Here is an 8,771-nt window from a genome sequence, read left to right as displayed (position 1 = left end):
CGCCCGGGGGTCCAGGTAGGTGCCGAAATAGGCGACCACATCCGCGAGCATGTTGCGCGCCTCGTCCCGGTCCTCGGAGATCGCCATCCACACGAACGCGCACGCATCGAAGCGCCGGCCGGGGGTCTGCGACCGCCGGAGCCCCCGCTGAATCGGCTCCATAATGAGTGAGGCCGATGCCGGTGGGGTAACCATCGGCAGCGTCCCGTCCCCGATCTCGCCGCTTAGTTCCAAAGCCGCCTCCCCCACCGGGCAGATCAGAATCGGCACGTCGGCCCGGTGCGGCTTGACGCGCAGGTATGCCTTCTCGGTCCACCGGTAGATCTGCCCGCCGTACGCCACCACCTCGCCGCGCAGCAACCGCCGGACGATGTCGGTCGCTTCCCGCACCCGCTGCAGAACGTCGCTCCCCTGCATCCCGACCCACGTGATGGTGTCGGTGTTGTGCAGCCCGATGGACACGCTTGCCCGTCCCTGGGCGATGTCGTCGAGAGTCGCGATATAGGTCGCGATCTCGGCCGGATCGGTAGTATAGACATTGGTGCGGCAGAACAGTTCGATCCGGGAGGTCGTCTGGGCGACGGCCGAGTTCAGCACCCACGAGTTCAGGCGAAACATGTCGTGAGGGTACCAGAGGGTGTCGAACCCCAGCCGCTCGGCTAGCTGGGCGAGCGCCACCAGATCACGGACGCCGCCGAGATCGTCGAGCAGCCGAACGCCGAACTTCACATACTTGGTTCCCATCGCGCTGTACCTCCCACGGAATCTGTCGGGGTCGCGCCGGCCCGCGTGACCCCGCGCTCACCTCGGGCGTTGACCCCTCATCGCGTGAGGGCGTCGCAGGTCAACGGCTGGCGGCCGCACATGAACGGCAACCGCTTGCGCTTCGGTCACACCCGAGTCGGAGATGAGGTGTTGGTCACGGATGGCTGAGGTCGACGCCTGACGGGCGGCCTGCGCGTGGCCTTGCCGTCCTCCCCTCCCGTAACCCCCTTCAGTATGGGACGATCTCGCCGGACCGAGCAATAGCTGGGGCACACAGTATCCCGACGTACGACTGGGCATCCTGCACAGTAAGCCGCGTATCCGACGATAGCATAGCGGACCGGCAAGAGCGCTGCTTGAGGAAGTCGCGGAAATAGCGCTCCGTTGATTCAACGAAGTACATAGAAAGAATCGCACACCATCTCCTCGGTTGGTCGGAACGTATAACAGCGCATTTCGCGATGTCGCCTCGATGTTCCGAACACGTACCGAACCCGACTCAGCCCAGCGCCGACTGATGCTCTGCTACGTACCCGTCCGCCACCGCACAGAGATATTAATCTGAACGCCTGGCACGCGCTCCAAGACAGCCCACCGCCCCCGTCTGTCGCTCGCTGCATGCGTTCGTCCTTCCAGGCCTAGGCGCTTACCGTTCGTCCCAAAGGACTTCTTTTGGAACGCTAAAGAACGCTTGGAGAAAACACGTATTTCCTCGGTCCCCTGGCTACTCGCAGCAATACCTTTTGGAACGGAGTGAATTGATAGATTCCGCCATCCTAGACAAACCGGAAGGTGGTTCTTACGCGCGTGATGTCACCCGTCCACACTCAACGATGGTCGGCCACTCCCCAATGAAGTTGCCCCGATCCGCGGGCAAGGCCTGCGCCACACCTTCGCCTCATTGCTCATCTTGGCCGGCAAACATCCAAAGTACACCGCCAGCCAAACTTGGACACACGCGCGCAGCGTTCACGTTCGCCACCTACGGACGCCTGATGGACCGATTGCCAGTCCAGCCCGTGGAGTGAATCGACGACTTGGTGTTCCCTGAGGGCTTCCGCGTTGCACTCAAACTCCACTTGGACGGCGCTCCACCAAGTGCAACTCGGTGTCACCTGACGCCATCCGAGGATGAGACGAAGGTCAATGTTGATGTACGCAGCCTCGTGCAATCCGGTGCAATAGCGTACCTGGTGGGCGAGGCAGGGGTCGAACCCGCGACCTCCTCGGTGTAAGCGAGGCGCTCTACCGCTGAGCTACTCGCCCCCCCCCGAAGTATATCAGGAAAGGGATGCGACAGAGATCCCCCCCGCGCATTTCGCTAAGAATCTGGGATGAGCGCGGCGCGAGGAGGTAGAATTCTCCTGACACCTGTTGGGCCGTTCCCTCAGGTGGCGAAACCGAAGCATGCGGTTCCGTTGCCGAATCCAATAGCATTGCCTTTGAAGGATCAGTCATGGGAGACAGTCCAGAGCGCTCGTGTTAGCAGCAGGAGTGGTGCTATGAATCAGCGAGAACGGTCACGCGATGGGACGATTGCCATCGGAGCGCTACGGTCCGCACTAAAGAACCAGCGACATGCCGCTCTCGCGATGCTGCGGGCGGCCATTCGACGCAGCCCCGACGACGTGTGGGCCAAGCGCGGTCGCATGCCAATCCATTCTGGCGGATAGCATATCATACGCTCTAGTACGTACAGGCGTCGGATGGGCAGACGCGCGCCGGAGGGCAAAAACGCGCGTGGCCGGCTAGCACCGGCGGCGGAGGTCGTCGTAGCCGGTCGTTCGCATCGAGCGGCGCGCTTCTAGGACGACTACCAAGGTGGGCTGCCCTTTGCCGAAGGGACGGGTCAGGCCGGGACGCGCTGGACGTTCGCGCCGAGCGTGCGGAGTTTCTGCTCGAGCCCCTCGTACCCGCGGTCGATATTCTCGAGGTTGGTGATCTGGGTCTCCCCCCGGGCTTCGAGCCCCGCGATCACCAGCGCCGCTCCGGCGCGGATGTCCATGGCCTGGAGCGGGGCCCCCGAGAGGTGCGGGACGCCGGTGATCGTCGCGGTGTCCCCTTCCACCCGGATGTCGGCGCCCATCCGGCGCAGTTCATCCGCGTACCCGAACCGGCTCTCGAAAATGGTCTCCCGGATCGCGCTCCGCCCGGTCGCGACAGCCAGCATCGCCGCGAGCTGGGGGTGCAGGTCGGTCGCGAACCCCGGATACGGCGCCGTGTCGACATCGATCGGCCGCAGGTCGGTATCCGCCTGAACCCGGATGCCCGTCGGGTCGGCGGCCACGGTTGCGCCGGCCTCGCTCAGCTTCGTGAGCAGGGCCGTGATGTGCTCGCTGATCATGTCCTCGATTAGCACGTCGCCGTGCGTGGCAGCGGCGGCGATCAAGTAGGTACCCGCCTCGATCCGGTCGGGGATGATGGTGTAGGTCGCCCCCTTCAGATCCCGGGATCCCTCGATCGTAATGGTGCTGGTCCCCGCGCCCCGCACGTGGGCGCCCATCAACGACAGCAGCACCGCGGTGTCGACGATCTCCGGCTCCCGCGCGGCATTCTGGAGGATCGTCGCGCCCGCGATGCGGGAGGCGGCGAGCATGAGGTTGATGGTCGTGCCCATGCTGCTCCTCGGGACGTAGAACGTCGCGGCGCTGAGCCGGGCGGCATGGGCTTTGAGGAAGCCGTGCTGGGTGACCACCTGTGCGCCCAGCGTCTCGAAGCCGCGAATGTGGAAATCCACCGGCCGGCTGCCGATGACGCACCCTCCCGGCAGAGGCACCTCCGCACGGCCGAGACGTCCGAGCAGCGTGCCGGCGATGTAAATGGAAGCCCGCATCTGGCGGCAGAGCTCATACGGCGCCACGTGGTCGGTGATCGTGCGGGCATCAAGCTCCAGACGGCCGGGCCCCGTAAACTCGGCGGTCACCCCGATCGAGCGCAGGATCTCCAGAAAGGTCAGGACGTCCTGGCAGCGGGGCACGTTCTCCAGCGTGGATCGGTCGGGGGCAAGGGCGGCGGCGGCGATGATGGCGAGGGAGCTGTTCTTCGCTCCGGCGACCCGAAGGCGGCCCGAGAGGCGCGCGCCTCCGGCAATGAGGAGCTTCTCCATCGTCCGGTCCGTGGCGACGGCATTAGCGCTGATCGGCGGTCCCCCCAAAGGTTGTGCGGACGTAGCAGCGGACGAGTTCCTCGAGCAGCCGGTCGCGGTCGATCTGGCGGATCACCGTTCGGGCGTCCTTGTGGCTGGTGATGTAGGTCGGATCCCCCGAAACCAGGAAGCCCACGATCTGGTCGACTGGATTATACCCACGTTCGGCCAACGCCCCATACACGTACCGGAGCGCCTCCCCCACGTCCCGGAGTTGGCGCGCCCCGACTTGGAACACCCCCGTCTTCTCACGCTCCCCCATACACATACCCCCGTTGGCCTGCGCCTAGCGGAGGGCGGCAGGCCGGACGCCCACGTGCACCGCCGCGACGCCCCCGAGCAGGCTGTGATACCGCACCTCTCCGAACCCCGCCCCGATCATCATCGCGGCGAACCCCTCCTGGTCGGGCCACGCCCGAATCGACGTCGGCAGGTAGAGATAGGCATCAGCGTGGCGGGACACCAGCCGGCCGACCCGGGGCACCAGGGTAAAGGAGTACCAGCTGTACAACCATCCCCAGGCCGCGTTGTACGGCCGGCTGAACTCCAGCACCACCAGCCTCCCCCCGGGGCGCAGGACCCGCCGGATCTCCAGGAGGGCGGCCTGCGGATGGATGGTGTTCCGCACCCCGAACGCGACGGTGGCTGCGTCGAACGCCCCATCGGGCAACCCCAGCGCCTCGGCATCCCCCAAGGCGAACCGCACCCGTCCGGCCAGCCCCGCCGTGTGCGCCTTCCGACGGGCCACCCGGAGCATCTCTTCAGCGATATCCACCCCCACCACGTTCCCGCGGGGGCCGGCACGCCCGGCCAGGAGGAGGGCGAGATCCCCGGTCCCGCAGCAGACGTCGAGGGCCCGGCCGCCCTGAGGCACATGAGCCTGGGCCGCCGCGAACCGCTTCCACCGCCGATGGAGGCCCCCACTGAGCAGGGTGTTGAGGAGGTCGTAGCGTGGGGCGATCGCCCCGAACATCCGGCGGACGTATCGGGCCTTCTCCGCCTCCGAGGCCTGGCCGCGCCCCACGCGTTCGCCCGGGGACGGGGACGGCGCGACGGTCTCTTGCGGGGTCACAAAAGGTAGGGTTCGCGCGGGCGAAGAACCTTTCCTGTGACTGGTGTGCTCCCGCAGATGCCGCGAAACCGGGCGGGCGAGGGCCCACTCGGACATGTGAGCAAGAAGGGGGTGCACGATGCTGAAACGACAGCGCCTTGGGGCGCTGGGGCTCGCGCTTGTGGTTGCCGTGGCCCTGGTGCCTCTGCGGGTAGGGGCCCAGGCGCCGGTCAGCTTGAAGTTCTACTATCCCGTTGGCGTCTCCGGACCGCTCAACAAGCTCATGACGGAGATGGTCAATGACTTCAACAGCGGCCACCCGGGAATACGCGTCGAACCCGTGTTCGCGGGCAACTACGTCGAGACGATGGCCAAAGCGATGACCGCGGTCCTGGGGGGAGCCCCCCCGGATGTGGCCGTTCTGGACACCCCCGAACTGTTCTCGCTGCTGGACCGAAACGCCATTATGCCGCTTGATGACCTGATCGCGCAGAGCGGAGGGAAGGGCTGGCTGGACGACTTCTACCAGACCCTGCTGCTCAACGAGCGCGCGAACGGACACGTTTACAGCATCCCCTGGCAGCGGAGCACGCCGATCTTCTACTACAACAGGGACATGTTCCGCAAGGCTGGGTTGGACCCCAACCGGGCGCCCAAGAACTGGACCGAGCTCGTGGAATACGCGCAGAAGCTGACGATCCGCGACTCGAGCGGCAACGTCACCCAGTGGGGCGTCGAGGCCCCCGTCGTGGATACCTCGCCGTGGGTGATCCAGGGCTTCTTCATCGAGGCGGGCGCCAACTATTTCGACCCGAACGGCAAGTGGGTGAAGTTTAACTCGCCGCAGGTCGCCCGGGCCCTCCAGTTCATCCTGGACCTCCAGAACAAGTACAAGGTGCACCCCCCGGGGCCATCCAGCGCGGCGTTCTGGGGCCAGGTGCCGCAGGACTTCATCCAGCAGAAGGTGGCGATGATCTACACCACCACCGGAAACATGACGTTCATCCGCTCGAACGCGAAGTTTGACTGGAACGCCGGCTTCATGCCCGCGGACAAACGGTACGGCGCGCCGACCGGGGGGGGAAGCCTGTACGTCTTCAACAAGATCCCGGCGGACCATCAGGCCGCGGCCTGGACGTTCATCCGCTGGATGACCGACCCGCAGCAGGCGGCGCGGTGGACCATCGGCACCGGGTACGTGCCGATCCGGAAGACCGAGTTGTCGGCGTCCAGCTTCAAGGACTACATGACTCAGGTCCCCCAGGCGCTGACGGCAACCCTGCAGCTGCGGGTGGCCGGAGAGCAGATGACGATCCACGACGTCGACCAGATCGGCCTGCTCCTCGTGACGGCGGTCCAGGCCGCGCAATCGGGGCGGTTGACCCCCCAGGCCGCACTCGACCAGGCGCAGCGCGACGCGACCGCGCTCCTGGCCAAATACCAGTAATGGCGGACGTCTAGACCGGGGATCCTCGGGCGGCGGCGCTTCCACCCGCGCCGCCGCCCGACGCCGCGATGCCGCCCGAGGAGGCGTCCGGCCTCCCCAGCACGTTGACCGCACGTCCGACCGCCGCCCGCACCCGGCGGCGCCGCCCGCGGGGGCAGGCTTACCTCTTTCTCCTGCCGTCCCTCGTCTTTCTCGCGACCTTTACGTATTACCCGATCCTCTCCTCGCTGGAGCTCAGCCTTTACCGGGCAAGCGCGACGGTGGCGCACCCCACGTTCATCGGGGTGGGGAACTACGTGGCGCTGGCGTCGGACCCGGTCTTCCGCCAGGTGCTCAACAACAGCGTCCAGTTCCTGGTCGGCACCGTCCCCGTGACGATCGCCCTCGCCCTCGCGCTGGCCCTGCTGCTCAACCGGGCGCACGTCCTCACCGGGTCGTTTCGGACGGCGTTCTTCTACCCGACGCTCCTCCCGCTCGTGGGCGCCGCCGCGATCTGGCTCTTCGTCTACACCCCCGGGTACGGGCTGATGGATGTCTACCTGCACCGGATCCTGGGGGGCGAGGTGAACTGGCTGGGCAGCCCCCGGCTCGCGCTGCCCGCGGTGATGATCCTGACGATCTGGAAGAACGCGGGGTACTACATGCTCTTCTACCTCGCCGGGCTGCAGACGATTCCGATCGAGCTGTACGAGGCCGGCCGCATCGAAGGCGCCTCGTGGTGGCAGCAGTTTCGCGCGATCACCTGGCCGCTGTTGGGGCCGACCACGCTGTTCGTGCTGATCATCGCCAGCATCAACGCCTTCCAGTCGGTCGATCAAATCTTCCTGATGACGGGAGGAGGGCCGGACAACCGCACCAACCTCCTTCTCTACTACGTCTACCAGGTCGCCTTCCAGTTCTTCGACCTCGGGAAGGCGGCGACGCTGACGGTGTTTCTCCTGGCGGTCCTGATGGCGATCGCCGCGCTCAGCTTCGGCGTGCTCGAGCGGCGCATCCACTACGAGGTGTAGGATGCCCCCGCGCCTGCGGCGGTTTCTGGGGACCTGGCTCTGGGCGCTCGTCGTGGGCGCACTGGCATTCGTCTGGGTGTTTCCCCTGCTCTGGGCGTTCACCACATCGGTACGGCCGCCGGGCAGCCTGGGCAACCAGATCGCCTCGCTGTGGGTCGCGCACCCCTCTCTGGCCAACTTCGTCGAGGCGTGGTCCGACGCCCCGTTTCTGCGGCTCTATTACAACACCGCCGTGGTCGTGTTCGGAATCCTCGCCGTTCAGCTGGTCACCATCACCCTCGCCGCCTACGCGTTTGCGCGGATGGAGTTTTGGGGACGCGACCTGTTCTTCCGCGTGTTCCTCCTCCAGCTGATGGTGGCGCCGTCGTCGTTGATCCTGCCCAACTTCCGCACGATCCAACACCTGGGGCTGCTCAATACCCGGCTCGGCATCATGATCCCCTACTTCGCGTCGGCGTTCGGCACGTTTCTCCTCCGCCAGACGTTCCGGGGGGTGCCGCGGGATCTGGAGGACGCCGCGGCCATCGACGGCTGCGGCACGCTGCAGACGATCTGGAACGTCTTCCTCCCGTTGGCGAAGCCTACGCTCGTCGCCTTCTCGATCGTGAGCGTCGTCTACCACTACAACGAGTTTCTGTGGCCGCTGATCATCACCGACACCGAGCGGGCCCGGACGGTGACCGTCGGCCTGGCTTCCTTCACCCAGTCCGCGGAGTCCGGCGCGCAGTGGAACCTCATCGCCGCCGGGACGGTGATCGTGATCCTGCCGCTGCTCGTCGTGTTCGTGCTGTTCCAGCGCCGGTTCGTCGAGAGCTTCATGTTCTCGGGGCTCAAGGGGTAACATAGCGGCCTGCGCGGGGGAACGGCCGATCGATGGGCAAGCCGGCGAACCCCCCAAAAGGCATGTGCTATAATCGCGGCAGGGGCCTGTAGCTCAAGGGCAGAGCATCCGGCTCATAACCGGCGGATTCTGGTTCGATTCCAGACGGGCCCACCAAGCGTATCAAGGATTTCCGCGCGATGGGCTCTTCACGGAATCGCCCGAATGGATTAGCAACTGATTAGCAGCGAGTGCCGCCCGTTCTTGGGCCTCCGATGTCCCGTGCACGTAGACGGACATCGTGAACGCTGGCGAACTGTGCCCCAAGCGATCAGCCACAGTCCTCGGGTCCACGCCGGCGCCGATCAGGAGGGTTCCGTGCGTGTGCCGAAGATCGTGCGGGCGGATCCGGGGAAGGCCGAGACGCTCGAGCCGCGGGTAGAAGTCTTTGTGCCGGACGTTGTTCTGGTGCATCGGTCTCCCGGACTGGGTGCAGAATACGAGTCCGTGCTCCTGGAACTTCGGGCCGAGCC

The 8,771-nt window shown here is 65.9% G+C and carries 7 protein-coding genes and 2 tRNA genes; 4 read left to right on the top strand and 5 right to left on the bottom strand.

Annotated elements, in window-relative coordinates; all coding sequences use genetic code 11:
• The 5 genes from VKV57_09400 to ubiE form a co-directional block, all read right to left on the bottom strand.
• A partial coding sequence (locus tag VKV57_09400) for an LLM class flavin-dependent oxidoreductase (GenBank protein ID HLW60118.1) occupies window positions 1–744 on the bottom strand: 744 nt, incomplete at its 3' end.
• Window positions 745–1,956: 1,212 nt separating this feature from the next.
• Window positions 1,957–2,031, bottom strand: a tRNA-Val gene (locus tag VKV57_09395).
• Window positions 2,032–2,614: 583 nt separating this feature from the next.
• Window positions 2,615–3,871: a UDP-N-acetylglucosamine 1-carboxyvinyltransferase gene (murA, locus tag VKV57_09390; GenBank protein ID HLW60117.1), complete on the bottom strand. Its 1,257-nt coding sequence runs from the start codon at window positions 3,869–3,871 to the stop codon at window positions 2,615–2,617.
• A 22-nt stretch (window positions 3,872–3,893) separates the two neighbouring features.
• A complete protein-coding gene (locus tag VKV57_09385) occupies window positions 3,894–4,172 on the bottom strand; it encodes an IreB family regulatory phosphoprotein (protein ID HLW60116.1) in 279 nt (92 codons plus the stop codon).
• Window positions 4,173–4,196: 24 nt separating this feature from the next.
• The gene (ubiE, locus tag VKV57_09380; GenBank protein HLW60115.1) at window positions 4,197–4,934 is read right to left on the bottom strand and encodes a bifunctional demethylmenaquinone methyltransferase/2-methoxy-6-polyprenyl-1,4-benzoquinol methylase UbiE; all 738 of its coding nucleotides are present in this window, start codon (window positions 4,932–4,934) and stop codon (window positions 4,197–4,199) included.
• Between the two features lie 166 nt (window positions 4,935–5,100).
• Between ubiE and VKV57_09375 the strand changes: the two genes are divergently transcribed.
• The 4 genes from VKV57_09375 (at window position 5,101) to VKV57_09360 (ending at window position 8,415) form a co-directional block, all read left to right on the top strand.
• Complete coding sequence (locus VKV57_09375; protein ID HLW60114.1) at window positions 5,101–6,408, top strand: ABC transporter substrate-binding protein; 1,308 nt, start codon at window positions 5,101–5,103, stop codon at window positions 6,406–6,408.
• Window positions 6,409–6,476: 68 nt separating this feature from the next.
• The gene (locus VKV57_09370; protein ID HLW60113.1) at window positions 6,477–7,418 is read left to right on the top strand and encodes a sugar ABC transporter permease; all 942 of its coding nucleotides are present in this window, start codon (window positions 6,477–6,479) and stop codon (window positions 7,416–7,418) included.
• Between the two features lies 1 nt (window position 7,419).
• Window positions 7,420–8,259 carry a carbohydrate ABC transporter permease gene (locus VKV57_09365; protein HLW60112.1) on the top strand — a complete coding sequence of 280 codons (840 nt, stop codon included), beginning with the start codon at window positions 7,420–7,422 and terminating at the stop codon, window positions 8,257–8,259.
• A gap of 82 nt (window positions 8,260–8,341) precedes the next feature.
• Window positions 8,342–8,415, top strand: a tRNA-Ile gene (locus VKV57_09360).
• Window positions 8,416–8,771 lie beyond the last annotated feature (356 nt).

The sequence above is a fragment of the bacterium genome (assembly GCA_035307765.1).
Classification (GTDB): Bacteria; Sysuimicrobiota; Sysuimicrobiia; order Sysuimicrobiales; family Segetimicrobiaceae; genus Segetimicrobium.
The sequence above is the reverse complement of the archived record's forward strand: the minus strand, read 5'-3'. Positions and strand labels throughout refer to the sequence as shown.